Origin of the sequence: Leucobacter komagatae (assembly GCF_006716085.1) — a bacterium.
GTDB lineage: Bacteria > Actinomycetota > Actinomycetes > Actinomycetales > Microbacteriaceae > Leucobacter > Leucobacter komagatae.
This window is the reverse complement of record NZ_VFON01000001.1, coordinates 1,222,809-1,246,415: the sequence shown is the minus strand read 5'-3', so window position 1 is coordinate 1,246,415 and position 23,607 is coordinate 1,222,809. Positions and strand designations below refer to the sequence as shown.

The window sequence follows — 23,607 nt, the reverse complement described above, 5'->3', positions numbered from 1 at the left end:
CGCGTAGGCGACACACAGGCTCCCGCGCAGCAGGGGCAGCGGCGAGGTCAGTCCCTGATCGCCCGAATCACGTGGAAGCCCTTCTTCCGCGCTGCGCGATCGACCTCGAAACCGTCGAACGACTCCGCGATCCACCGCTGCAGCGAGTCTGCCCCGAGGTGCTTCGCAACGACGAGGTACGCCGCGCCGCCGGGTACGAGCCGCGGCAGCCACGCGGTGAGGATGCCGTGCAGCGCCTCCTTACCCACCCGAATCGGCGGGTTCGAGCGGATCTCCGCGAACGCGAGATCGGCCGGCACCTCTTCGGGGGCGGCGACGCGCACGTTTGCGAGGCCCAGCAGCTCGGCGTTACGCCTCGTGAGTTCGCGCGACCGCTCGTTCACGTCGATCGCCCAGACCTCGCGATCGGTGTGCTCAAGAGCCGCCGCGAGCGCGATCGGCCCCCAACCACAGCCGACGTCGAGGATGGGGGCGGCGTCGGGCAGCACGTCGGTCGCGTCAGCGACGACATCGAGCTCGGTGAGACCCGGGAGTGCCGAGAGCAGCGTCGCGGTGCCCTGATCAAGGTGCTCGGGGCTGAAGACGCCGCCCGCGGTGAGCACGCGTCGCGCGGCCCCCGCCAGCTCGACCTCGATCTCGCGGGGAGTGAAATCGCCGGCCGGTGTCTCTGAGAAGTAGTGCTGGTTCACGCTGTCAAGTATCCCAGCGTTCACGGGCAAAGCGCGCCCGCAGCGAACAACCGTGCCTGTGAGAGCCCCACACCGTACACTTGGGAATCAGATGAGTGATTTCATGAACGACAAGACCGATGACGTGACGGCCGAGACTGAGCACGTCACCTCGCCCCAGCAGTCCGACGCTCTCGCGCAGGGAACCAGCGACGATCCGCTTGAGCGGGTGCTTCGCCGCGCCGCGGGCGCGGGCGCCTCGGTTATCCGCGACCTGTCGGAGGCCCAGGCGCTCGGCAGTTCAGCCCACGACGACCTTGATGATGGCGACCACGGGATCCAGATGGATCGTGAGGATCGCGCGTCGCTCACCCGCGTTGCCGGGCTGTCGACCGAGCTTGAAGACGTCACCGACGTCGAGTACCGGCAGCTGCGGCTCGAGAACGTCGTGCTGATCGGCGTCTACAGCTCTGCCCGCGCGAAGTCCGCGCAAGAGTCGCTCGACGAGGCTGAGAACTCGCTTCGTGAGCTCGCGGCGCTCGCAGAGACCGCCGGCGCGACCGTGCTTGACGGCGTGCTGCAGCGGCGCGCGAACCCCGACCCGGCAACCTACTTCGGCAAGGGCAAGGCCCAGGAACTCGCAGAGCTCGTGCGCGCGCTCGGAGCCGACACCGTCATCGCCGACGACGAGCTCGGCCCGAGCCAGCGGCGCGCGCTCGAGGACGTTGTGAACGCGAAGGTCATTGACCGCACGACGGTCATCCTCGACATCTTCAGCCAGCACGCGAAGAGCCGCGAGGGCAAGGCGCAGGTCGAGCTCGCGCAGCTCGAGTACCTGCTGCCGCGCTTGCGCGGCTGGGGCGAGTCGATGTCGCGACAGGCTGGTGGCCAGGTCGGTGCGGCAGGTGCGGGCATGGGTTCGCGCGGCCCCGGCGAGACGAAGATCGAGCTGGATCGCCGGCGCATTAACACCCGGATGGCCAGACTGCGCAAGCAGATCGCAGGCTTCGCCCCAGCGCGCGAGGCCAAGCGCGCGAACCGCAAACGCGGGGCGGTGCCGTCGGTCGCGATCGCGGGCTACACGAACGCGGGCAAGTCGAGCCTCCTCAACCGGCTGACCGGCACGCAAGAACTCGTGCAGAACCAGCTCTTTGCGACGCTCGACACCGCCGTGCGGCACTCGGAGACGCAGGATGGCAGAAGCTTCACCTTCGTGGACACTGTCGGCTTCGTGCGCAACCTTCCGCACCAGCTCGTCGAAGCGTTCCGCTCAACGTTTGAAGAGGTCGGCGAGTCCGACGTCATCATGCACGTGGTTGACGCTTCTCACCCCGACCCCGAGGCGCAGATCAAGACCGTGCGCGACGTGATCGCCGAGGTCGACGCTCAGGGCATCCCCGAGGTCGTTGTGTTCAACAAGGCCGACCTCATCGATGACTCGCGCCGCATGCTGCTGCACGGGCTCGCCCCGACTGGCGTCTTCGTGTCCGCTCGCACGGGCGAGGGGCTTGAAGAGCTGCGTGAGCGGATCGACGCCGCGATCCCGACCCCCGACCGTGAGGTGACCGTCGTCGTGCCCTACGATCGCGGTGACCTCGTCGCCGAGCTCCACGAGCGCAACCGCGTGCTCGAACTCGAGTACGACGAGGCGGGCACGCGGGTGCACGCGTTCGTCACGCCCGAGATGTTCGCGAAGCTCGACGCCTTCCTGGTTTAGCGCGGGCTCGTCAGCGCAGGCTCGTCACAGCGCTTCGGTGTGAGCCTCGACCCGCGCGATGAGCGGCCTGAGCGCTGCCGGGTCGGCCCCGAGCCCGACCTCGCCGCACTTGTCGACGATGCCTCGAAGCTCGGTGAGGATGGCGCCGAGCCGGTTCGCCGAGTCCGCGATCTGCTCGGCGATCCGCCGCGCTGACCGCGGCAGCTCGACCGAGTCGATTTCGTGTCGCCAGGCGAGCAGCAGCTCCCGGGGGATGGCCAGGAGTTCGACGGACCGCGTGATCGTGGCCGCGGAGCGGGCCGTGAGGTCGGCGTGCGAGTGGGATTGCTCGATCATCGCTGAGAGCCCCAGCCTGAGCGCCTGCGACAGCGCGATGGCTGCTTGCCGGCCGCTCGTCTCGCTCTCGGGGTTGTCGATGATTTCGGCAGCGAACGCGGCGAGCATGCGGGTGTGAAGCTTTGCGAGCGCGACCCTGAACCGGTGCTCCATCCCGTTGGTGTCAAGCTCGTTCAGTACGCGGAGCAGCCCGTCGATGTACGTCCCGATGAGCTCCTGCATCTGCGTCCACACGGCGAGCGGCTCGACGAGTTCTTTCGGCACGACTCGTTCGCAGGCAAGTTGGCTGAGCCGCGCGACGCCAGTCGACGCGCTCTCGAGCTCTGAGCGCAACTCCTTCCCGATGCGCCTGAGCGACTCTGAGAGTGTTGCGAGCCGGTGCTGCTCGCCCGTCCACGAGGTGAGCGCCCGATTGACCGCGCCAACCGCGGTGAGCAGCTCGCCTACCTCGCCGGTGGCGCCGGGGCGCTCTGGGATCGGGGCCGCCCGACGCTCGAGGCGAGCGATCTCTCGCGGGAGCGTGTGCCGCTGCAGCGCGGAGACCGACTCGTGGCCCGCGGCGCTGATGAGGGCGAGCAGGCGGTTCGCCCCCTGTTCAGCGGCCGACCGCCTCCCGATGCCAGCCTGGCGCAGCTCTGTCTCGTACTCAGCGACCTTCGCGTATGCCCCGTTCGCGAACTCAGCCGACGCCTCATCCATCGGGCGAATCCGTACGGACAGGTAGCTGTCGTCGCCGAGTGGCGTGACGGTTGCGTACACCGAGTATGCACTGCCGTCGGCCGCGAGGTTTGTGATGTGGCCCGCGAAGGGATGCCCGGCGAGCAGCTCTGACCACATGGCGTAGAACACACCCGCGGGCATCTCCGGGTGCCGAATGATCGAGTGCGGCGCCCCAGACAGCGTCTGCCAGTCGAGCTTCGCGAAATCGACGAACAACTGGTTCGCGTGCTTAATGACGCCCTTGCGGTCAGTGACGGAGAAGAAAATGTCGGCGATGCCGACCTCTCGGACTGCGCCGCTCGGTGTGGTGGAGGGAGACATAGGGTCACTCGTTTCTCAATACGCGTTGCTTCCCCCGGATGCTTCACGAAGTCTAGCGCAGCCGCCAAGGTGGAATGCTGACATATCGCCGTAACACTTCGTAATTCACAAACTGAAACATGCGGGTGCGAAGGCGGGGCCGGGAGCTAGCTTGGGGAGAGCCCGGGGTACCCGCCGGGTGACACACACCACTTCACGGAGGAACGCCATGACCGCAACCGAGCAGCCCGCATCGCAGCTCCCGCCCGCAACGATCCTTGGCTACCCTCGGATCGGAAGGCGCCGCGAGCTCAAGCGCGCCGTCGAGGCGTTCTGGGCGGGGCGACTGTCTGAGGACGAGCTCGTGGCGACCGCGGCCGACCTGCGCGCCGCCACCCGAGCGCGACTTGTCGGACTCGGGCTCACTGCCGAGGGCGGCGCCGTCCCCGAGAGCTTCAGCTTCTACGACCAGGTGCTCGACGCGACGCTCGCGCTCGGCGCGATTCCCGCACGCTTCGGCGAGCAGACCGGGTCAGACCTCGCGACGTACTTCACGCTCGCCCGCGGCGACAGCGAGCACCAACCGCTCGAGATGACGAAGTGGTTCGACACGAACTACCACTACTCGGTCCCAGAGATTGACGAGCGCACCCCGTTCGCCGCGCGCCCGGATTCCCTCGTCGCGCAGTACCGCGAGGCGCGCGAGCAGGGCATTGAGACCCGCCCCGTGCTCGTCGGCCCGGTGACCTACCTGCTGCTCGCGAAGGCCTCGGACGACGCCGGTAACGGCTTCGACCCGATCTCCCGCCTCGACGAGGTGACGGCGGTGTACGCCGAGATCCTCCGGGCGCTCGCCGCAGCGGGCGCGAGCTGGGTGCAGCTCGACGAGCCCGCGCTCGTCTCTGACTCGCTGCGCGTGCCGCGCACGGAGGTGCTCACGCTCGTCGAACGCGCCTACGCCGCGCTCGGTGGTGCGGTCGAGCGCCCCCGGATCCTGCTCACGGCCCCCTACGGCGACTCTGCCGCCGCGGCCACCCGGCTCGCGGCGCTGCCCATCGACGCCGTGCACGCCGACCTGGTTCGCGGTGACCTGCCCGCGGCTGCCCTCGCCGACGGCTCGCTCGCGGCGGCCCTCGCGGACAAGCAGTTTGTTGCGGGCGTCGTCGACGGCCGAAACATCTGGCGCACCGACCTGCGCGCGGCGTTCGAGACGCTCGGCGCGCTCCAAGCCGCCGGGATCAACGTCGTCGTTGGCACCTCGAACAGCCTGCAGCACGTGCCCCACGACGTGAGCGACGAGACCAAGCTCGACGCGCGACTGAAGTCGTGGCTCGCGTTCGCGGATCAGAAGGTTGAGCAGGTCGCGGTGCTCGCCAAGGGGCTCGCGGGCGAGTCGATCGAGCAGGATCTCGCGGAGGTTGATCGGGTGCTCGCCGACCGTGACGCAGCGCCGGGAGTGCACGTCGACGAGATCCGGGCGCGGGTCGCGGCGGCGGGGGAGCCCGACCGGAACCGCGTCACGGAGGGGGAGCGCAGGGACGCGCAGCGCACGCTGAACATTCCGCAGCTCGCAACGACGACGATCGGGTCGTTCCCGCAGACACCGGAGATCCGGAAGGCCCGCGCGTCATTCGTGCGCGGGGAGATCGATACCGCCGCGTACGAGGGGTTTCTGCGCGATGAGATCGCGAGCGTGATCAGGCTGCAGGAGGAGATAGGGCTCGACGTGCTCGTCCATGGCGAGGCCGAGCGCAACGACATGGTGCAGTACTTCGCGGAGCTGCTCGATGGGTTCGCGGTGACCGAGCACGGGTGGGTGCAGTCGTACGGGAGCCGGGCGACGCGCCCGTCGATTCTCTGGGGTGATGTCTCCAGGCCCGCGCCGATGACGGTCCGCTGGTCGGAGTACGCGCAGTCGCTCACCGACAAGCCGGTGAAGGGCATGCTCACGGGGCCCGTGACGATTCTTGCGTGGTCGTTCGTGCGCGACGACCAACCGCTCGGCGATACGGCGTCGCAGGTCGCGCTCGCGCTTCGCGATGAGATCGCCGACCTCGTCGACGCCGGCATCGGGATCGTGCAGGTCGACGAGCCTGCACTCCGCGAGCTGCTGCCGCTCGACCGCGCGAGGCAGGCCGCGTACCTCGATTGGTCGGTCGGCTCGTTCCGCCTCGCGACGGGCGGCGCGGGCGCCGGGGTGCAGATCCACACGCACCTCTGTTACTCGGAGTTCGGTGAGATCATCGAGGCCGTTGATGGGCTCGACGCCGATGTCACCTCGATCGAGGCGGCGCGTAGCCGCATGGACGTTGTCGAGCCGCTGGGCGACCACGGCTACTCGCGCGGCATCGGCCCGGGCGTGTACGACATCCACTCGCCGCGCGTGCCGGGCGTTGACGAGCAGACCGAGCTCATCCGCATCGCCGCTGCCCGCATCCCGGGCGAGCAGCTCTGGGTGAACCCCGACTGCGGGCTGAAGACGCGCGGCTACGACGAGACCGTCGCAAGCCTCAAGAACCTCGTCACGGCCGCGAAGGCCGTGCGCGCGGAGGCGTAGTGGTCGCGGCGGCGGGCATCGCCCTCGGCGCGGCCGGGGTGCGGCCGTGGCCCGCTGACGGGCTGCCGACGGAGCAGGTCGGTTCGCTCCCGCGGCCCTCGCGGCTGCAGCGGGCGGTCCTCGACGCCGAGATCGGCGCGATCTCCGCCGCCGAGCTCGAGCGCGAGCAGGATCACGCGGTGGCCGACACGCTCCGGCGGCTCGCCGAGACCGGCTCCCAGATCGTGAGCGACGGCGAGCAGCGGCGCCAGAGTTTCGCGAGCTACCCGCTCGCAGGCGGTGACGTTGAAGCCGGGCCCGTGTTTGCGGTGTTCGCGGACGGGCACCACCGGGTGGTGCCGACGCTCGCGTCGGCTCCATTCCGGTTCCTCGGCTGGGCAGCCGACGACGTTGCGCGCGCACGCGCAACCACCTCGCTCCCGCTCAAGCAGGCGGTGATCTCACCGTCGATGCTGTCGCTGACGTTCCCAGAGGCCGGGCTCGCCGACTACACCCGCGAGGCTTTCCTCGACGACGTCGTTGCCGGCTGCGCGGAGGATATCCGGCGGTGTTTCGTCGCCGGGGCAAGCCGCGTATCGATCGACTTCACCGAGGGCAGGCTTGCGCTGCGTCGCGACGTGCGCGCGCCGTGGGCCGGCCCCCGAGCGCTCGGCCGCTTCATCGAGCTCCTCAACCGGGTGCTCGGCGAGCTGACTGACGCCGAGCGGTCTGCCGTCGGGGTGCACACCTGCCCAGGGAACGACAACGACTCGGCGCACAGCGCCGACGTCGACTACGCGGAGTTGCTGCCCGAGCTCTTCCAGATCGAGGCCGGCTACTTCCTCGTGCAGGCGGCGTCGGAGAAGGATCCCGATCGCGTCGCTCGGCTCGTCGGGAGGGAGCTTGCGGCACTCAGCGCGGCGGGGCGGGCCGCGCCGCGCGTGCTGCTCGGCGTCACCAACCCGACGCATCCCAAACTCGAGACCGCCGAGGAGGTGCGCGACCAGCTCGTGCGGGCCGCCAGATTCGTGCCGCCCGAGCTGCTGGGCTCCACCGACGACTGTGGCTTCTCGCCGTACCTCATCGATGAGAAGCCGCGCCACGGCTCGCCAGACCACGCGCGCGAGGTCGCGTTCGCGAAGATCGCTGCCCGCGTGCGCGGCACCGAGCTCGCGACCGCTGAGCTCGCCGGCCCGGCTCAGGTACTCGGGGGTGGGGTGTGAACGCGACGCTCTTGACGGGTAGTGCGCCCACGCGCGCCCGCTTCTCATTCGAGGTCTTCCCGGCACGGTCGGGGGCCGCGGCGCTCGCGCTCGGCAACTCGGTGCAGCACCTCTCTGCCGTCGGCCCCGACTTCATCTCGGTGACCTACGGGGCGAACGGCTCGAACCGCGATGCGTCGCTCGACCTGCTCGCGTACCTCCGCGACCACACCGACGCGCTGCCGCTCGCCCACCTCACGACGGTGCGCGAGTCGCGCGAGGCGATCCGCGACACGATTCACCGGATCATGGATGCCGGGATCCACGACTTCCTCGCCCTGCGCGGAGACCCGCCGCAGGGCCTCGACGAGTCGGCTCCCGAGGTCGCGGGGTCGCTCAGCGCGCTCGAACTCACCGAGCTGATCGCGGAGGCGCGGGCCGAGCGGCCGGCTTTCACAAGCGTGGGGCGAACAGCCGTTGCGGCGTACCCGAACGGGCACCCGCTCTCGCGGGGGCGCTCCGCCGACATCGACTGGTTGCTCGCGAAGGAGGCCGCGGGCGCGCAGTTCGCGATCACGCAGCTCTTCTTCGAGGCAGACGAGTACCTTTCGTTCGCGGATGCCGCTCGGGAAGCTGGGCTCGGCATGCCGCTGCTGCCTGGGCTCATGCCTGTCTCGACAAGCGGGCAGCTTCGGAAGGTCGCGTCGCTCGCGGGCCGCCCCGCGCCTCCCGCCCTGGAACGCGCGCTCGAGGAGGCTGGCGGGTATGCGCCCGAGCTCGGTGTCGAACACACGATCGGCCTCGCGCGGGAGCTGCTCGAGGGTGGGGCGCCCTCGATTCACCTGTACACGTTCAACAGGCACGAACAGGTGCTCGCCGTGCTCGCTGACCTCGACCTGCTGCCTGCGCGGTAGGCGTCGCACCCTGTGGCCGTCGCTGCCCGATGCCGCCGCTGAGCTACAGGGTCGCGACGGCCTGCGGGAACGTCGAAGCCAGGTCCGCGGTCTCTGCTGCTTTCTCCAAGTGCCGCAGTTGCGCGGGGATCGCGTTGCCTTTTCGGGTCATTGCCTGAGCCCACAGCCTGCCCGCCCGGTAAGAAGAACGCACGAGCGGGCCCGCAAGCACCCCGCTGAAGCCCAACCCCTCAGCCTCTTTCGTGAGGTCAACGAACTCTTCCGGGCGAACCCAACGTTCGACCGGGTGGTGCAGCTTCGACGGCCGGAGGTACTGGGTGAGGGTGAGGATATCGCAGCCCGCGTCGCGAAGTTCGCGCATCGTCGAGCTGATCTCGGCGCTAGTCTCGCCCATGCCGAGAATGAGGTTTGACTTCGTGATCATTCCCGCGGCGCGGGCCCGCTCGAGCACCCCAAGTGAGCGCTCGTAGCGGAACCCTGGCCTGATCCGCCGGAAGATGCGGGGCACCGTCTCAAGGTTGTGCGCGAACACCTCGGGCGATGCTTCGAACACCTGCTCAAGGTCTTCCGGTCGCCCGCCGAGGTCGTCAGCGAGGACTTCAACACCGGCGCCAGGGTTTAGCGCGTGGATCTGGCGAATTGTCTCGGCGTACAGCCACGCACCAGTGTCAGGCAGGTCGTCACGGGTGACCCCTGTGATCGTTGCGTAGCGGAGACCCATTGTGCGCACGGACTCGGCGACCCGTCGCGGCTCGTCGCGGTCCAGGGGGAGTGGCTTCCCTGACGTGATTTGGCAGAAATCACATCGGCGCGTGCAGATCGACCCGCCGATGAGGAAGGTGGCCTCGCGGTCCTCCCAGCACTCGTAGATGTTCGGGCACCCCGCTTCCGCGCAGACGGTGTGCAGGCCTTCCGACTTCACGAGCTGCTGCACGGCGCGGTATTCGGGCCCGGTGCGTGCGCGAGTCTTGATCCACTCGGGCTTTCGCTCGATCGGTGTGGCGGCGTTCTTCGCTTCGACCCGCAGCAGCCGCCGCTCCTCGGGCTCGGGGCGTTCCCCGGTTGAAGGCAGAATCTTGACGGTCATGCGGCAAACCTCTCGAGAACGGGGGCCAGGTGTACCTGTAGCGCGGGGAGCGCATCTGCAGGCGTGATTGTGCGGCCCGCGAGCTGGGTGAGCGAGGCCACGCCAGCATCGGTGATGCCGCACGGGGTGAACGTGTCGAACGGCGAGAGATCGTTGTTGCAGTTGAGTGCGAGCCCGTGGCTCACGATTCGCCTACCGACATGGATTCCGATCTGTGCGAACTTGGCGGGCACCAGAGGTCCCGGCGCGGCGGGCAGCGCCCACACACCGGTGCGGCCCTCAATGAGGTTGCCTGAGACACCGAACTCGGCAGCGGTGGCGATGAGCGCCCGCTCAAGCGCGTGCACGAGGTCAGCTCCGCCGAATCCGTGAGTGAGGCGAATCACCGGGTAGACGACGAGCTGACCCGGCCCGTGCCAAGTGACCCGCCCGCCCCGGTTCACCGGAACAACGGGGGTGCCGTCGCTCGGGTACTCGTTGCGCTCTGCTCGTCTTCCGGCTGTGAAGACTGGCTCGTGTTCGAGCGCGAGCACGGTGCCGGTGTCCACGCCGGCCTCAAGCCTCGCCGCTGCCTCCTGCTGGAGTGCGAGCCCCGCGGAGTAGGTGACCAGGTTGGGTGAGAGCCCTGCGACGACAAAACTGGGCGCGGCGCTGAATTCGGGGGACGCTGTCGAACGGGAAGGCGCGGGGTGGAAACGCATGCGACCAGTTAAATAGACTCCGTCCAATAAATCAAGCTCATGTGCTGAACATCAAAACAGCCCACCCTGGGCGCCTCATGGATTTGAGGCTGGCCTGGGTGGGCTGCTGGAGTTTCGGTGCCGCCGTGCTGTTGCTGTCGGCGGGGCTGTGGGGCGCGAGTTAGACCGAGCGGAAGACCGCGACGACCTTGCCGAGCACCTCGGCGTGGTCGCCAAGGATGGGCTCGAACGCGCTGTTGCGGGGGAGGAGCCAGGTGTGGCCGTCGCGGCGGCGGAACACCTTCACAGTTGCTTCGCCCTCGAGCATGGCCGCGACAATGTCACCATTGTCTGCCTCGCGCTGCTGCCTGACCACGACGAAGTCGCCGTCGCAGATCGCGGCATCAATCATGGAGTCGCCCACGACCTTCAGCATAAAGAGTTGGCCGTCGCCGACCAGCTGGCGGGGAAGTGGCACAACCTCCTCGACCTGCTGGTCTGCCGTGATGGGTACGCCCGCGGCGATCTGCCCCACGAGTGGTACGTACGCGGTCTCCTGCGCCTGCGTTGCCTGCGCGTCTGCGACGGCGCTGCTCGTGACGGCAAGCTCAACGAGGATTTCAAGGGCGCGGGGCCTGTTGGGGTCGCGCCGAATGTATCCGCCAAGCTCGAGTCGGCTCAGTTGGTGGGTCACGCTAGAGAGTGAGGAGAGCCCGACGGCGTCGCCGATCTCGCGCATGCTCGGCGGGTATCCGCGCGTCTCAACGGAGCGGGCAATGAACTCGAGGATCGCCTGTTGCTTCTCTGTCAACGGCTTCTGCGGCGCCGAGGCAAGTTCGCTCATTGCTCGTCCTCTCGAATGTGGTGGGGCCCGTTTCGCGGGTGATGTTCGCGTGTTTTCACCTCGGCCCGCGTGAATGTCGGTGGTCACTGATTGGGTGATCTCACTGTTCGAAACCCTAGCCCGGATATTCGAGGCGAGGCAAACATTCGTTCGAGTGTCGCGCGGATTCGCGTGATATTGGTTCGAAGTCCGGGGTTGCGGTTTCGAAGACTCGAAGATATATTCGAAAAAGATGTTCGAATCGAGCGAATTCGTTCGAACACTCTCGAGAGAGGAAATCCTCATGACTGCAACAGCAACCGTGACGACGTTCGGCCCCCGCACTGATGCGACCCGCGCCCACGAGCCTGCCACTCGATCGTCTGCTTCCACCCGGCTCCGGCTCACGCGCCGCGGCCGTGTTGTCTTCGGCGGCCTCGCTACCGTGCTTGTCGCCGGGGTGCTCGGTGTCGTCGCGGCGATCGCTGCCCCTGGCGCGATCGCGAACGGCTCCCAGAGCACGCAAGAGTTCCCGTACATCGTTGCCCAGTCGGGTGATTCGCTCTGGAGTATTGCTTCAGACCTCGAGCCGACCGCTGACCCCCGCGACGTCGTCGCTGAGATTCAGCGCCTCAACCAGATGCAGGCGTCTGACCTGCAGGCCGGTGATGCGATTGCGGTTCCGCTGCGGTTCGAGGGCAACGACCTGACCTTCCCCGCGTCAGAACTCTAGGTCGGCTTTGGTCGCCCGGTACGCATCCGGGATGCTCCGCTGACTAGACTTGTCGTGTGGCTGAATTGAGCGATCTTCCTCTCCGTGACAATCTCGTTGGCAAGTCCCCGTACGGTGCGCCGCAGGCTGCGGTCCCCGTGAGTCTCAATGTGAACGAGAACACGCATCCGCTCCCCGAAGCATTCATCGCCGACGCGACGGCGGCCCTTGCCGACGCGCTTCGCAACGTCAACAGGTACCCCGACCGCGAGTTCATGGAACTCAGAGAAGCACTCGCTGGGTACCTCGGTTACGGTCTCGCCCCTGAACAGGTGTGGGCTGCGAACGGTTCGAACGAGGTCCTCCAGCAGATCTTGCAGGCATTCGGTGGCCCCGGGCGATCGCTCATGAGCTTCACCCCGACCTACTCCATGTACCCGCTCCTCGCCGACGGCACGGATACCGGCTGGATCGGCGTGCCCCGCGACCTCAACTATGCGGTGACGCCCGAGCTCGTGGTCGCGGCCATCGCCGAGCACCGGCCCGACATCGTCGTGCTGTGCGCGCCAAACAACCCGACGGGTACCCCGATGTCGCTCGACACGGTGCGCGCCGCGTACGACGCCTTCGACGGCATTCTGATCGTCGACGAGGCCTACAAGGAGTTCGACACCGAATCCGAGTCCGCCATTTCGCTGCTCGAGGGGAGGCACCGCCTCATCGTGAGTCGCACGATGAGCAAGGCGTTCGCGTTCGCGGGCGTAAGGGTTGGGTACCTCGCCGCCGATCGTGCGATCGTCGACGCGCTCCGCCTCGTACGCCTGCCCTACCACCTGTCTGCACTCACGCAGGCCGCGGCGACCACGGCGGTGAAGCACGCCGGTGCCATGCTCGCGACCGTTGACGCGATTCGCGCTCAGCGCGACAGGCTGCGCGACGCCCTCGTCGAACTCGGGTACACGGTGCACGACTCGGGCGCGAACTTCCTGCTCGTTGGGGGCTTCGCCGACCCGTCGGCCGTGTTCGAACGTCTGCGCGCCCAAGGCATCCTCGTCCGAGACCTCGGTATCCCAGGGCACGTGCGCATCACGGCCGGAACGGAAGCCGAGACCTCGACGGTCATCGCCGCGATCGCAGACTTTGGTGCTGCGGGGACGGTATAGCCGCTCCCTGAGTGAATGTGTGGGCGGGCCGGTTGTTCGCGCCCAAACTGTTGCACACCAAATCTCCCGGGAAACATCGTTAGGCTCGTAGGCATGCCGCAGCCGATTGAATCTCTCGACCGCCCAACGCTCGAACGTCGCTACCGCCGGATGCGGCTCGCGACGGTCATCCTCGCCGCCGTGTCGCTCCTGCTTGTCGCGGCGCTCGGCGCTCAGGGGTTCGGGGGTACCTCTGCACCCGAGGGCGATAAGAACACCACGCAGGGCGCAAACGGCTCCCAAACCGGTGACGGGAGCGATGCAGACGCGGCGTCGTGCCCCGTGGTTGACCGACTCGACCCGGAAGACCCGCGCGCGCTCGGCGACATTGACGCTCCCGTCGTGCTGCACGAGTGGACCGACTTCCGGTGCCCCTACTGCGGCTCCTTCTCGCGCGACACGCTCCCGGTCTTGATCGAGGAGTACGTCGAGACCGGCAAGGTCAGGCTCGAGATTCATGACGCGGCGCTTGTCGGTGGCGAGAACTCGATCCTCATCGCCGCCGCGGCCCGGGCCGCTGGCGACCAGGGCAAATACTTCGAGTTCTACGACGCGGTCTACCACGCGCCCGAGAGCGCGATGGACGCGAACGGTGAGCTCACCGTTGCCGCGCTCGTCACCCTCGCGAAGGGCGTTGGCGTCGCCGACATTCCTGCGTTCACAGAAGCTGTCGAGAGCGGCAAGTTCGAGGACGCCGTGCGCAAGGATACGGCCGAAGCGCAGTCGATCGGCGTGACGGGTGTGCCGTTCTTTGCGACGACGGGTTGCGGTCAGGTCATGTCGGGTGCGCAGCCGGTGGAGACGTTCCGCCAGCAGCTCGACGCCGCAGTCGCAGCCGCGACGAAGTAGCCTCCGCGAATGGATCTGAGTCTGCTCGGTGCCTTCCTTGGCGGTACGCTCGCGCTCCTGAGCCCGTGCTCCGTGATGGTGCTGCCGGCGTTCTTCGCCTACGCGTTCCACAGCCCCAGGGAGCTCTTCTCGCGAACCGGTGCGTTCTTCCTCGGCCTCGCGACGGCGCTCGTTCCGCTCGGGCTGCTCGCAGGCACCCTGGGCGCGTGGGTCGCCGCGAACCGCAGCGGCATCATGATGTGGGTGCTCATTGCCGTCATCGCCCTCGGCGTCGTCATGCTGCTCGGCATCCCGCTCCCTGCGCTCACTCGCCAGCAGAGCGCGAAGGGCACCTCGATCGCCTCGGTCTACGCGCTCGGCGCGGTGTACGGGCTCGCTGGCGGGTGCGCCGGGCCGATCTTCGGTGCGGTCCTCGCGATGGCTGCGTTCGGCGGAAACGCGCTCATGGGTGGCTTCACGATGCTGTTGTACGCGGCAGGCATGACCGTCCCGCTCTTGCTCCTCGCACTGCTCTGGAACCGGATCCCTGGCGTACGCAAGCTCATGCGCCCGCGTGAGCTCGTCATCGGGCGCTGGCGGAACGCCTGGTCGAACGTGATCGGTGGGCTCATCACGATCGCGGTCGGCGTTTTCATGCTCGTCACCGACGGAGCGCAGAAGTTTGGGGGAGTGCTCGACGCGAGCACGCAGGCCGCCGTCGAAGCGAATGTGATGCGAGCGACCTCGGGCACATCGAACCTCATTGTGCTCGGGATCGGGGCCCTGCTCGCGCTGGGCGGCTGGGCAATTGTGCGCTGGCGGCGCAGGCAGCACGCCACCGACGCCGCGCGGTAGGATCGAGACCATGACCGAAGCTGCACGCATCGCGACGCTTGAGCGCGCCACCAGTGAGTCCGCCATCACCCTGAGCCTGAACCTCGACGGAACGGGTGAGGCCGACATCGAGACCGGGGTGCCGTTCTTCGACCACATGCTCACCGCGTTCGCGCGCCACTCGTTGACGGACCTCACGGTGCGCGCGAAGGGCGACGTGCACATCGACGTGCACCACACCGTTGAAGACACCGGCATCCTGCTCGGACAGGCCATCCTTGAGGCGCTCGGCGACAAGCGCGGCATCTCGCGCTACGGCGACGCCTTCGTGCCGCTCGACGAAGCGCTCGCGCAGGCCGTCGTTGACATTTCGGGCCGCCCCTACCTCGTGCACTCGGGCGAACCGGCGGGCTTCGAGTTCCACCTTATCGGCGGCCACTTCACCGGCTCGATGGTGCGGCACTTCTTTGAAGCGATCACCCTCAACGCGCGCCTCTCGGTGCACCTGAAGCTCATCGAGGGCCGCGATCCGCACCACATCGCGGAGGCCGAGTTCAAGGCCTTCGCGCGCGCGTTCCGCACCGCGAAGGCGAAGGATCCGCTCATCACGGGCATCCCGTCCACCAAGGGCGCCCTGTGAGCGCAACCGGCGCGCCGCGCGTTGCCGTGCTCGACTACGGCTCGGGCAACGTGCACTCGGCGGTGAAGGCGCTTGTGCGCGCTGGCGCGGAGGTCGAACTCACGTCCGACCCGCAGGCGGTCATGGACGCGGACGGCCTCTTCGTGCCAGGCGTTGGCGCCTTCGACGCGGTCATGGCTCAGCTCCGCGCGATCCAGGGGCACGAGCTCATCGGGCGCCGCCTCGCGGGTGGCAGGCCCGTGCTCGGCGTGTGCGTCGGCCTTCAGGTCATGTTTGACACCGGCATTGAGCGCGGCGTCGAGACCGAGGGGCTTGGCGAGTGGCCCGGGACTGTCCGGCAGCTCGACGCCCCGACGCTGCCCCACATGGGGTGGAACACCGTGCGGGTGCCCGAGGACTCCGTGCTGCTGCGCGGCCTCGAAGGCGAGCGCTTCTACTTCGTCCACTCGAACGCGGCGACCCAGTGGACGCTCGAGGGGCGCACCCCGGCGACGGCGCCGAAGGTCACCTGGTCTGAATACGGCGAGCCGTTTGTAGCGGCCGTCGAGAACGGGCCGCTCAGCGCCACCCAGTTTCACCCAGAGAAGTCAGGCGAGGCCGGAATCCAGCTGCTGCGCAACTGGATCAGCTCGCTTACCCCCACCCGCACCACCAAGGAGAACTGATGACCGAGCTCGCGACGAGCCCGAAGCTGCAACTGCTGCCCGCGATCGACATGGTCGACGGCAAGGCCGTGCGGCTCACACAGGGTGCTGCCGGCACCGAGACCAACTACGGCAGCCCGGTTGATGCCGCGATGGACTGGATCGAGCAGGGCGCCGAGTGGATCCACCTCGTCGACCTCGATGCGGCGTTCGGCCGCGGCTCCAACGTCGGAGTCGCGCGCAAGATCATCGCCCGCGCCGGGAGCCGCGTGAAGATCGAGTTCTCGGGCGGGATCCGCGACGACAAGAGCCTCGAAGCCGCGCTCGAGATGGGCGCCGCGCGCGTCAACCTCGGCACGGCAGCGCTCGAGAACCCTGAGTGGACTCGCGCGGTCATCGCGCACTACGGCGAGCAGATCGCCGTCGGCCTCGACGTACGCGGCGAGACGCTTGCCGCACGCGGATGGACCGAAGACGGCGGAAACCTGTGGGACGTGCTTGAGCGCCTCGAAGAGGCCGAGTGCCCCCGCTACGTTGTCACGGACGTCACCAAGGACGGCATGATGGCCGGCCCGAACGTCGAACTCCTGAAGAAGGTGTGCTCGCGCACCGACCGTCCCGTCATCGCCTCGGGCGGTATCTCGAGCCTCGACGATGTCGCGGCGCTCCGCGAGGCCGTACCGCACGGCGTCGAGGGCGCGATCATCGGCAAGGCGCTCTACGACGGCGCGTTCACCCTCCCGGCAGCGCTCGACGTCGCAGGCAGGTAGCGGCGGGTTCGGCCATGGCCATCAAGAAGCTGCCCTCGACGGGAGACACCCCGCGCTCGACGGGCGTGCCTGACAGCCTCGTTGCTGGCGGGGCTGCGGACTCTGCCGGATTCCCGTGGGCCGGGCGCACGTTCGACCACCACGAGACCGCGTTCGCTGACGACGACGGGGCGACGCCGCCGGCTCTCGCTGCGGCCGTCGCAGCGATGCGTGCCGCCGGTGAGGCCTACCGAGCCGACGGGGCAGACCCGGCGGCGATCGAGGGCCTCGCGGCATTGCGCCAAGAGGTCATCACGCAGTTGGCGAAGAGCAGGCTTCTCGTGCCGCTCCTCGCCGAGGCCGGCGAGCTTGGCGAAACCCCGGACGGCCGGATCGTCGAAAAGACGCAGGAACTCTCGATCGTGACGGTCGCGAGCCCCGATGGCCGACGGGTCATGCCGGTGTTCTCCTCGGTCGAGGCGATGCAGCGTTGGAACCCGGGGTCGCGCCCGATTCCCGTTCCAGGCCCGCAGGCCGCCATCGCGGCAGCGCAGGAGGGCACCGACCTCATCATTGTCGACCCCGGTTCGCTCGACTCGCAGTTTGGCGTGCGCCGGCCCGAGCTCGAGGCGATGGCGCTCGGTACGCCGACTCCGCCCGCGTGGGCAGACCCCGCCGTGCGTCAGGCGTTCCTTGAGGGCGCGGCGGGCGAGCCAGCGCTTCGCGCGCTCGCACTGCTTCCGGGGGATCCCGTTGGTGACCTCACCGCACCCGAGACCGAGGTGCACCTGCTCCTCGAGGATGGGCTCGACCGCGAGGCGCTCACGGAGCTCCTCGGGAGACTGCAGGATCGGTGGGCCCGGGTTGAGCTGATCGCCGAGCGGGTCGACTCGATGCGCTTCGTACCGCGGGCCGCCTAGCGTCGAGTACGCGGCAGCGGGCGGGAGGATGAGAGGACCTCATCCTCCCGCCCGCTGCTGTGCGTCGTTGCCGGAACTGTTAGCCGGCGACGTAGAGTGCGATTGTGTCCGCGACGAGCGCCGGGGTTTCTTCGCCGTCAATCTCGATCGTGGTCTTCGAACCGACGCGCCAGCCCTGCCGGCTCTCTTCCGCCGACACGACCTCAACTCGGGCGCGAACCCGCGATCCTGCTTTGACGGGCTGCAGGAAGCGCACGCGATCGAGCCCGTAGTTCACGGCCATCGCAACATTCTCGACCGCGAGCAGCCCGCCCGAGAGGTGCGGTATGAGCGACAGCGTGAGGTAGCCGTGGGCGATCGTCGAACCGAACGGGCCGGCCGCCGCGCGCTCGACGTCGATGTGGATCCACTGGTGGTCGCCGGTCGCATCGGCGAACGCCTGGATCCGCTCCTGGTCAACGAGCAGCCAGTCGCTGACCGCAGACTGGCCGATTGCCTGGGGCAGCTCCGACGGGTGGGCGACTGCAATAGTCATGCCTTCGGCCCTCCCGCCACGTAGAGCACCTGGCCGGAGACGAAGCTCGCGGCCTCCGAGCAGAAGAAGGCCGCGGCGTTTGCGATGTCCTCGGGCTTGCCCGCGCGGGCGACCGGGATCTCGGAGACCATGTGCCCGACGAAGTCCTCGAACGAGACGCCCATGCGCTCAGCGGTCGCGCGCGTCATATCGGAGACGATGAAGCCCGGCGCGATGGCGTTGGCCGTCACGCCGTACCGGCCGAGTTCGATGGCCAGGGTCTTCGTGAAGCCCTGCATGCCTGCCTTCGCCGCCGAGTAGTTCGCCTGCCCCCGGTTGCCGAGCGCCGAGGTGCTCGAGAGGTTGACGATCCGGCCCCAGCCAGCCTCAACCTGGTGCTTCTGCACCGCGCGGCTCATGAGGAACGCACCGCGCAGGTGTACCCCGAGCACAGCGTCCCAGTCGTCCTCCGTCATCTTGAAGAGCATGTTGTCGCGGATGATGCCGGCGTTGTTCACCAGGATGGTCGGCGCGCCGAGCTCCTCCGTGACGCGCGCGACTGCCGCCTCGACCGCGGCGCTGTCGGCGACGTTTGCGCCAACGGCGATCGCGCGGCCGCCGGCCTTCGTAATCGCGTCGACGGTGTCCGCGCACGCGGCCTCGTCGAGATCGAGCACCGCGACGGCATTGCCGTCTTCAGCGAGGCGGATGGCGGTTGCCGCGCCGATTCCGCGAGCGGCGCCGGTCACGATTGCAATGCGAGTCATATGAGATTCCTCTCGTCAGGGTTGAGCGTATGAAGTGTGGTGGAGGGGCGAGCTAGACGCGCTCGAGAATCATTGCCATGCCCTGACCGCCGCCAACGCACATGGTCTCGAGGCCGTAGCGACCGCCCGTTTCCTTGAGCCCGTTGATGAGCGTCGACGTGATTCGTGCGCCAGTCATGCCGAACGGGTGGCCGACTGCAATGGCGCCGCCGTGGACGTTGAGTCGATCCTCATCGATACCGAGCTCGCGAGCCGAGGGAATCACCTGCGCGGCGAACGCCTCATTGATCTCGACGAGATCAATGTCACCGATCGAGAGGCCGGCCTGCGCGAGCGCGCGCTTCGAGGCCTCGACCGGGCCGAGGCCCATGATCTCGGGCGAGAGGCCGCTCACGCCAGTGGAGACGACGCGGGCGAGCGGTTGGAGACCGAGCTCGTTGACGACCTTCTCCGAGACGACGACGACAGCGGCGGCGCCGTCGTTCAGCGGGCAGCAGTTGCCTGCTGTGACGGTGCCGTCAGGGCGGAACACGGGGTCGAGCCCCGCGAGCGCCTCAAGCGTGACGCCCGGGCGCGGGCCGTCATCCGCGGAGACGACGGTGCCGTCAGCGAGCGTGACCGGGGTGATGTCGCGCGACCAGAACCCCGAGGCAATCGCGGCCTCCGCGCGCTGCTGCGAGCGAGCGGCGAATGCGTCCTGCTCCTCACGGGTGATGCCGTGCAGCTGCGCGACGTTCTCAGCGGTCTGACCCATCGCAATGTACGGGTCAGGGAGTGCGCCCGACTCGCGAGGGTCAGTCCACTTCGGGGTGTTCGCGCCCGTGCGGGCCTGGGTGTTCGCGATTGCCTCGGCAAACACCGGGTTCTCGAGCTCGACGCCGGGGGTGGCATCCGCCATGCCCTGCGTGTAGCGGCTCACCATCTCGACGCCCGCCGAGACGAAGACATCGCCCTCGCCAGCCTTGATCGCGTGGAATGCCATGCGCGTGCTCTGGAGCGACGATGAGCAGTAGCGGTTCACCGTCGTTCCGGGAACCGTGTCGAGTCCGAGCAACACCGAGACGATGCGCGCGAGGTTGAACCCCTGCTCGCCGGCGGGCTGGCCAGTGCCCAGAATGATGTCTTCGATGCGCGCCGGGTCGAGGCCCGGAACCTTGTCGAGCGCGGCCTGCACCATGCGCGCGGCAATGTCATCGCCGCGGAGTGACACGAGCGACCCCTTCCGGGCGCGGCCAATCGGGGAGCGGGCGGTTGAAACGATGTATGCCTCTGGCATCTGGGTCTCCTCAGTGAGTGGGGTGGGGCGAGTGAAGCGGAAAGTGGGTGGCCCATGCGTGGGCGGGCGCGGGCGTTGCGCTGGTGCGCGTTGTGGTGTCGATGGGCGTTGTGGCGCTGGGGGTTGTGGTGCTGGCGCGCGCTGCCCGGTCGTCGTCGGCGAGCGGGCGCTGAGGAAGACAAGAGAAGCGGGCGGCTGGAACGCGCGCCAGGATGGCTTTCTCGTGCGATGTCATCGTGTCTCCGATCGTCGGTGATCGTGACCAGTATGCATCATAATTCAGAATGTGCACACTATTTCGGAAAATGTTGCACCCCTGCGACAAGCGCCAGATAGAGTATTCGAATGAACAGCACAGTTGGGGCGCCGATCGCCGCCGTTGGTCTCGCCGCCGCTCCGTCGCTGCTGTCTGACCGCCTTGATACGCGAGACGACGCGATGCGCGCCTTTGAGGGGGCCCGCGAGGCCTTCATCGAAGGCAACCGGATCAGTATGGGTGAGCTTGCCGCAGACCTGGGCGTTGACCGCACCTCCCTGTTCCGGTGGGTTGGGAATCGAGACGCGCTGCTGAGCGAAGTGCTGTGGTCGCTTGCGGTGCCAACGTTTGTGCAGGCAGAGCACGCCTCCGAGCACCTCAGTGGGGCACCCCGGGTCGCGGCCATGCTCACCGACTTCGTCGATGGGCTGATTAACGCGACATACTTCCGCACCTTCTTGCGGCGTGAACCGGCGCGGGCGCTGCGGCTGCTCACGACGAAGGAGAGCCCCATCCAGCGCCGCTTCCTTGCGACGGTCGAGTGGCTTGTGCGCCGCGAGCTGGGGGATGAACCGCTTGGCGGAGCAATTGATCCGGCCGGGCTCGCGTACCTGCTCTCGAGGGTTTCGGAGTCATTCTCGTACGCCGACCTCATTTCGGGCGACGAGCCCAGCGTCGAGCGTGCTGGCGCCGCCTTCAGGTTGTTGCTGCGCGTCGACGGCTAGGTTTCGCCTGAGCGCTGGGTGCTGGGTGCTGGGTGCTGGCCTGACTCTCGAAGGTCCAGGGCTTTGCGGTCGGCACCCTTCTCCTCGGAACCATCGCCTCGGCGTTTCGTATGTCTTCTGCGATCTATCTGCCGGAACTAGCGGAAGTCTGCATAGCCACTGCTGATTTGAGGTGTATGGCGCGCCGTGGACGCGTGGAGCAACCGCGCTCCCACCACTCGCAAACATACCGACCATCCGGTATGCTGGCGGTGTGGCTCGAGGCTGAGCCGCAGGAAGACAGGTGCCGATGCCTGAGATCCCAGGCCTGAATGTTGCTGCTCTGACCCGGTGGCTGAGCGAGTCTCACCCCGAGTTAGTTGCCGGTCCGCTGAGCGCTCAAGTCATTGCCGGCGGTCGCTCCAACCTGACGTATTCGATTGACGGCGCCAAAGGGCCGCTCATCCTGCGGCGCCCTCCGCTCGGCCACGTGCTGTCGAGCGCGCACGACATGGCGCGCGAGCATCGCGTCATCTCGGCGCTTGCGGGCACCGCTATTCCCGTTCCCGTCGCGATTGACCTCGTCGACGACACCGGCGGGGACATTACGGGCACGCCGTTCTTCCTGATGGAGAGGGCGTCGGGCAGCGTGGTCGTACGGCCCGAGCAGAACGCAGAGTACACGCGAGAAGAGATCCGTGGCCTGAGCTTCGAACTCGTCCATCACCTCGCTGCGCTGCACGCCGTCGACGTCGCCGCGGTCGGCCTCGAAACGTTCGGCAAGCCCGAAGGCTACCTCACGCGCCAACTGTCAACGTGGCGTCGGCAGCTCGACGCCTCTCGGTCTCGTGACGTGCCCGCCCTCGATGAGCTCCAGGCCGCCCTTGAACGGTCAGTGCCTGAGACTGTCCGCACCGGCATCGTTCACGGCGACTACCGACTCGACAATGCCCTCGTCAATGGCAAACCGCCGCGTATCTCGGCGATCCTTGACTGGGAGATGGCGACACTGGGCGACCCGCTCGTTGACCTTGGAATCTTCGCGCTCTACTGGGAGATCGGCAAGCTCCCCAGTGCGAGCGCGTTTGCCAGCGCGGTTGACCCCGCCGCAGGCTACCCCGAATTCGAAGAGCTTGCTGCCTACTACGCGGCGCAGGCCGGTATCACGCTGCCAGACCTGAGCTGGTACCGGGCCTTCGCGGCGTACAAACTCGCGGTGATCCTGGAAGGGATCCACTACCGCTATCAGGCCGGCGACACCGTCGGCGAAGGGTTCGACCGGATAGGCGACCTCGTGGGGCCGCTTGCCGAGAATGGATTGAAGGTGCTCTGATGGATTTTGCGCAAGACCAAGTAACACGTGACCTCACCGCCAAGGTGCGGGAGTTCGTCGATGAAGTAGTGATCCCGGCTGAGCCGACGCTCGACGCGCAGCTCGCTGAGAACCCCGACAGCTGGTCGACCCAGCAGATCGTTCGAGATCTCCAGGCCGAGGCACAGAAGCGCGGGCTCTGGAACTTGTTTCTCCCGGGTGACCCCGCTGAGACCGGCGCCGCTGGGCTCACGAACCTGCAGTATGCCGCAGTGGCCGAAATCACGGGGTGGAGCCCCCGGCTCGCGCCCGAGGCCCTCAACTGTGCGGCTCCAGACACCGGCAACATGGAAGTGCTCAATGACTTCGGTACGCCCGAGCAGAAGGAACGCTGGCTGAAACCGCTGCTGCGCGCCGAGATTCGCTCTGCGTTCTGCATGACCGAACCCGACGTTGCCTCGAGCGATGCGACGAATATCGGCACGCTCATCCGCCGCGACGGTGACGAGTACGTGATCTCGGGGCGGAAGTGGTGGTCAACCGGAGCCATGAACCCCGAAGCGGAGATCTTCATCGTGATGGGGAAGACCGATCCCGAGGCAGAGCGGCACCGGCAGCAGTCGATGATCCTTGTCCCGCGCGACGCGGCCGGCGTCGAGATCGTTCGCCCGCTCACCGTGTTTGGGTACGACGATCGGGATCATGGAGGGCACGCCGAAGTGTTCTTTGACGAAGTGCGTGTACCAGTGAGCAACCTCATTGGCGCGGAGGGCGACGGGTTCGCCATCGCGCAGGCTCGGCTCGGCCCGGGTCGAATCCACCACTGCATGCGCGCACTCGGTATGGGCGAGCGCGCGCTGTCGCTCGCCATCGAGCGCGCGAACTCGCGGCAGGCCTTTGGGCGCGCGCTCTCGGAGCAGGGCGTGATTCGCGAGTGGATCGCGGAGTCCCGGATCCAGCTCGAGGCCCTCAGGCTGCTCGTGCTGAAGACCGCCTGGCTCATGGACACGGTCGGCAACCGGGCGGCGATGACCGAGATCCAGGCGATCAAGATCGCGGTGCCGAGAGCGGTGCAGGAAATCATTGACCGTGCGATCCAAATCTTCGGTGGCGCCGGAGTGTGCGACGATACGCCGCTCGCCGGTCTCTACGCGGGCGTGCGCACCCTGAGGATCGCGGATGGCCCCGACGAGGTACACCTCAACAGCCTCGGGAAGGCCCAGCTGAAGCTGTAACACCCACAAACCCATCACCGACGTCAAAGGA

The 23,607-nt window shown here is 67.7% G+C and carries 23 protein-coding genes; 15 read left to right on the top strand and 8 right to left on the bottom strand.

What is annotated here, in order from left to right; translation table 11 throughout:
* Positions 1 to 47 precede the first annotated feature (47 nt).
* On the bottom strand, positions 48 to 689 hold the full coding sequence (locus FB468_RS05770) for a class I SAM-dependent methyltransferase (protein ID WP_141886498.1): 642 nt from the start codon (positions 687 to 689) through the stop codon (positions 48 to 50).
* 103 nt (positions 690 to 792) lie between these two features.
* Here FB468_RS05770 and hflX point away from each other — a divergent pair, with 103 nt between their 5' ends.
* On the top strand, positions 793 to 2,385 hold the full coding sequence (gene hflX / locus FB468_RS05765; RefSeq protein ID WP_211359089.1) for a GTPase HflX: 1,593 nt from the start codon (positions 793 to 795) through the stop codon (positions 2,383 to 2,385).
* A 24-nt stretch (positions 2,386 to 2,409) separates the two neighbouring features.
* On the opposite strand, the gene FB468_RS05760 is transcribed toward hflX, so the two are convergent.
* Positions 2,410 to 3,762, bottom strand: coding sequence for a histidine kinase (locus FB468_RS05760; RefSeq protein ID WP_141886497.1), 1,353 nt, complete (start codon positions 3,760 to 3,762; stop codon positions 2,410 to 2,412).
* Positions 3,763 to 3,970: 208 nt separating this feature from the next.
* Here FB468_RS05760 and metE point away from each other — a divergent pair, with 208 nt between their 5' ends.
* From metE to FB468_RS05745, 3 genes are read left to right on the top strand one after another with little or no spacing between them, the layout of a single operon-like run.
* On the top strand, positions 3,971 to 6,298 hold the full coding sequence (gene metE / locus FB468_RS05755; protein WP_141886496.1) for a 5-methyltetrahydropteroyltriglutamate--homocysteine S-methyltransferase: 2,328 nt from the start codon (positions 3,971 to 3,973) through the stop codon (positions 6,296 to 6,298).
* Positions 6,298 to 7,500 (top strand): uroporphyrinogen decarboxylase/cobalamine-independent methonine synthase family protein, encoded by a 1,203-nt coding sequence (locus FB468_RS05750; RefSeq protein WP_246055774.1) that lies wholly within the window; start codon positions 6,298 to 6,300, stop codon positions 7,498 to 7,500. Before metE ends, FB468_RS05750 begins: the two co-directional genes overlap by 1 nt.
* Positions 7,497 to 8,393 carry a methylenetetrahydrofolate reductase gene (locus tag FB468_RS05745; RefSeq protein ID WP_141886495.1) on the top strand — a complete coding sequence of 299 codons (897 nt, stop codon included), beginning with the start codon at positions 7,497 to 7,499 and terminating at the stop codon, positions 8,391 to 8,393. Before FB468_RS05750 ends, FB468_RS05745 begins: the two co-directional genes overlap by 4 nt.
* Before the next feature lie 43 nt (positions 8,394 to 8,436).
* Here FB468_RS05745 and lipA read toward each other — a convergent pair whose 3' ends face one another.
* From lipA to lexA, 3 genes are all read right to left on the bottom strand, one after another.
* A complete protein-coding gene (lipA, locus tag FB468_RS05740) occupies positions 8,437 to 9,480 on the bottom strand; it encodes a lipoyl synthase (protein ID WP_141886494.1) in 1,044 nt (347 codons plus the stop codon).
* Positions 9,477 to 10,181 carry a lipoyl(octanoyl) transferase LipB gene (lipB, locus tag FB468_RS05735; RefSeq protein ID WP_141886493.1) on the bottom strand — a complete coding sequence of 235 codons (705 nt, stop codon included), beginning with the start codon at positions 10,179 to 10,181 and terminating at the stop codon, positions 9,477 to 9,479. The genes lipA and lipB overlap by 4 nt, the downstream gene beginning before the upstream one ends.
* Positions 10,182 to 10,341: 160 nt before the next feature.
* Positions 10,342 to 11,004, bottom strand: a complete 663-nt coding sequence (gene lexA, locus FB468_RS05730; RefSeq protein ID WP_141886492.1) for a transcriptional repressor LexA — start codon at positions 11,002 to 11,004, stop codon at positions 10,342 to 10,344.
* A 283-nt stretch (positions 11,005 to 11,287) separates the two neighbouring features.
* Between lexA and FB468_RS05725 the strand changes: the two genes are divergently transcribed.
* The 8 genes from FB468_RS05725 (at position 11,288) to FB468_RS05690 (ending at position 17,512) form a co-directional block, all read left to right on the top strand.
* Positions 11,288 to 11,716 carry a LysM peptidoglycan-binding domain-containing protein gene (locus tag FB468_RS05725; RefSeq protein ID WP_141886491.1) on the top strand — a complete coding sequence of 143 codons (429 nt, stop codon included), beginning with the start codon at positions 11,288 to 11,290 and terminating at the stop codon, positions 11,714 to 11,716.
* 56 nt (positions 11,717 to 11,772) lie between these two features.
* On the top strand, positions 11,773 to 12,858 hold the full coding sequence (locus FB468_RS05720; RefSeq protein WP_141886490.1) for a histidinol-phosphate transaminase: 1,086 nt from the start codon (positions 11,773 to 11,775) through the stop codon (positions 12,856 to 12,858).
* 93 nt (positions 12,859 to 12,951) lie between these two features.
* Positions 12,952 to 13,746 (top strand): DsbA family protein, encoded by a 795-nt coding sequence (locus FB468_RS05715; protein WP_170219636.1) that lies wholly within the window; start codon positions 12,952 to 12,954, stop codon positions 13,744 to 13,746.
* Between the two features lie 9 nt (positions 13,747 to 13,755).
* Entirely contained in the window at positions 13,756 to 14,580 is an 825-nt protein-coding gene (locus FB468_RS05710) for a cytochrome c biogenesis CcdA family protein (RefSeq protein ID WP_141886488.1), read from the top strand.
* 10 nt (positions 14,581 to 14,590) lie between these two features.
* Positions 14,591 to 15,199 (top strand): imidazoleglycerol-phosphate dehydratase HisB, encoded by a 609-nt coding sequence (gene hisB, locus FB468_RS05705; protein WP_141886487.1) that lies wholly within the window; start codon positions 14,591 to 14,593, stop codon positions 15,197 to 15,199.
* Positions 15,196 to 15,864 carry an imidazole glycerol phosphate synthase subunit HisH gene (gene hisH / locus FB468_RS05700; RefSeq protein WP_141886486.1) on the top strand — a complete coding sequence of 223 codons (669 nt, stop codon included), beginning with the start codon at positions 15,196 to 15,198 and terminating at the stop codon, positions 15,862 to 15,864. The genes hisB and hisH overlap by 4 nt, the downstream gene beginning before the upstream one ends.
* Positions 15,864 to 16,613: a bifunctional 1-(5-phosphoribosyl)-5-((5-phosphoribosylamino)methylideneamino)imidazole-4-carboxamide isomerase/phosphoribosylanthranilate isomerase PriA gene (gene priA, locus FB468_RS05695; RefSeq protein ID WP_141886485.1), complete on the top strand. Its 750-nt coding sequence runs from the start codon at positions 15,864 to 15,866 to the stop codon at positions 16,611 to 16,613. Before hisH ends, priA begins: the two co-directional genes overlap by 1 nt.
* Positions 16,614 to 16,627: 14 nt before the next feature.
* A complete protein-coding gene (locus FB468_RS05690) occupies positions 16,628 to 17,512 on the top strand; it encodes an SseB family protein (RefSeq protein WP_141886484.1) in 885 nt (294 codons plus the stop codon).
* Positions 17,513 to 17,591: 79 nt separating this feature from the next.
* On the opposite strand, the gene FB468_RS05685 is transcribed toward FB468_RS05690, so the two are convergent.
* Genes FB468_RS05685 through FB468_RS05675 form a run of 3 tightly spaced genes read right to left on the bottom strand, consistent with a single transcriptional unit; the run spans position 17,592 to position 20,069 of the window.
* Positions 17,592 to 18,047: a MaoC family dehydratase gene (locus tag FB468_RS05685; protein ID WP_141886483.1), complete on the bottom strand. Its 456-nt coding sequence runs from the start codon at positions 18,045 to 18,047 to the stop codon at positions 17,592 to 17,594.
* Positions 18,044 to 18,793 carry an SDR family oxidoreductase gene (locus FB468_RS05680; RefSeq protein ID WP_141886482.1) on the bottom strand — a complete coding sequence of 250 codons (750 nt, stop codon included), beginning with the start codon at positions 18,791 to 18,793 and terminating at the stop codon, positions 18,044 to 18,046. Before FB468_RS05680 ends, FB468_RS05685 begins: the two co-directional genes overlap by 4 nt.
* A gap of 52 nt (positions 18,794 to 18,845) precedes the next feature.
* Positions 18,846 to 20,069: an acetyl-CoA C-acetyltransferase gene (locus FB468_RS05675; RefSeq protein ID WP_141886481.1), complete on the bottom strand. Its 1,224-nt coding sequence runs from the start codon at positions 20,067 to 20,069 to the stop codon at positions 18,846 to 18,848.
* A 345-nt stretch (positions 20,070 to 20,414) separates the two neighbouring features.
* On the opposite strand from FB468_RS05675, the gene FB468_RS05670 reads away from it, so the two are divergent.
* The 3 genes from FB468_RS05670 to FB468_RS05660 all read left to right on the top strand — a co-directional run bounded on the left by FB468_RS05670 (position 20,415) and on the right by FB468_RS05660 (position 23,576).
* On the top strand, positions 20,415 to 21,050 hold the full coding sequence (locus FB468_RS05670; RefSeq protein WP_141886480.1) for a QsdR family transcriptional regulator: 636 nt from the start codon (positions 20,415 to 20,417) through the stop codon (positions 21,048 to 21,050).
* 289 nt (positions 21,051 to 21,339) lie between these two features.
* Positions 21,340 to 22,362, top strand: coding sequence for a phosphotransferase family protein (locus tag FB468_RS05665; RefSeq protein ID WP_141886479.1), 1,023 nt, complete (start codon positions 21,340 to 21,342; stop codon positions 22,360 to 22,362).
* Entirely contained in the window at positions 22,362 to 23,576 is a 1,215-nt protein-coding gene (locus FB468_RS05660; protein WP_141886478.1) for an acyl-CoA dehydrogenase family protein, read from the top strand. Before FB468_RS05665 ends, FB468_RS05660 begins: the two co-directional genes overlap by 1 nt.
* Positions 23,577 to 23,607 lie beyond the last annotated feature (31 nt).